This window comes from Natrarchaeobius oligotrophus (assembly GCF_003841465.1).
Taxonomy (GTDB): domain Archaea; phylum Halobacteriota; class Halobacteria; order Halobacteriales; family Natrialbaceae; genus Natrarchaeobius; species Natrarchaeobius oligotrophus.
Map to the genome: position 1 here is coordinate 1 of NZ_REFZ01000058.1, position 1,129 is coordinate 1,129.

Genomic DNA, 1,129 nt, shown 5'->3' on the forward strand with positions numbered 1-1,129 from the left:
TCCCCGTCGAGGTGGTGATTGCCGCGTACGAGGTTCCGGTGGTGGGCCTCCAGGTCGAGGAGTCGACGGTGACGATCTTCGGCGCGCTCGCGGTGGTGGTCCTGATCGCGCTGTCGGGATTTTTCTCCTCGTCGGAGATCGCGATGTTCAACCTGCCGAAACACCGCCTCGAGGGGATGGTCGAGGACGGAATCGAGGGGTCGGCGCTGGTCAAAGAGTTGAAAGACGATCCCCACCGGCTGTTAGTGACGATTCTGGTGGGCAACAACATCGTCAACATCGCGATGTCGTCGATCGCGACGGCGGTGCTGTCGATCCACTTCGGCGGCCTGCTCGGCGTCATCCTCGCGACGTTCGGCATCACCGCGATCGTCCTGCTGTTCGGCGAGAGCGTCCCCAAATCCTACGCGGTCGAAAACACCGAGTCCTGGGCCATCCGCATCTCGAAACCGCTGAAAGGCACAGAGTACCTCCTGTTTCCGCTGATCGTCCTCTTCGATTACCTCACCCGCCAGGTGAACAAACTCACGGGCTCGACCGGTGCGATCGAATCCCCCTACGTCACCCGCGACGAGATCCAGGAGATGATCGAATCCGGCGAACGCGAGGGCGTCCTCGAAGAGGAGGAACACGAGATGCTCACCCGCATCTTCCGGTTCAACAACACCATCGTCAAGGAGGTGATGACCCCCCGCCTCGACATGACCGCGGTTCCGAAAGACGCGGAGATCGACGAGGCGATCGAAACCTGCATCCAGAGCGGCCACGCCCGCATCCCCGTCTACGAAGGCAGCCTCGACAACGTCCAGGGCGTCGTCCACATCCGCGATCTCGTGCGCGATCTCAACTACGGCGAAACCGACGGCGACGACCTCGAGCTGGCCGACCTCATCCAACCGACGTTACACGTCCCCGAGTCCAAAAACGTCGACGAACTGCTCACCGAAATGCGCGAAAATCGGATGCACATGGCGATCGTCATCGACGAGTTCGGCACCACCGAGGGGCTGGTGACCGTCGAGGACATGATCGAGGAGATCGTCGGCGAGATCCTCAAATCCGGCGAGGACGAACCCGTCGAGGAACTCGACGAGCGCACCGTCCTCGTCCGCGGCGAGGTCAACATCGA

1 protein-coding gene is annotated in these 1,129 nt (G+C 61.8%); it reads left to right on the top strand.

Annotation, left to right across the window (positions count from 1 at the left end):
- A partial coding sequence (locus EA472_RS21805) for a hemolysin family protein (protein WP_243637935.1) occupies positions 1–1,129 on the top strand: 1,129 nt, incomplete at both ends.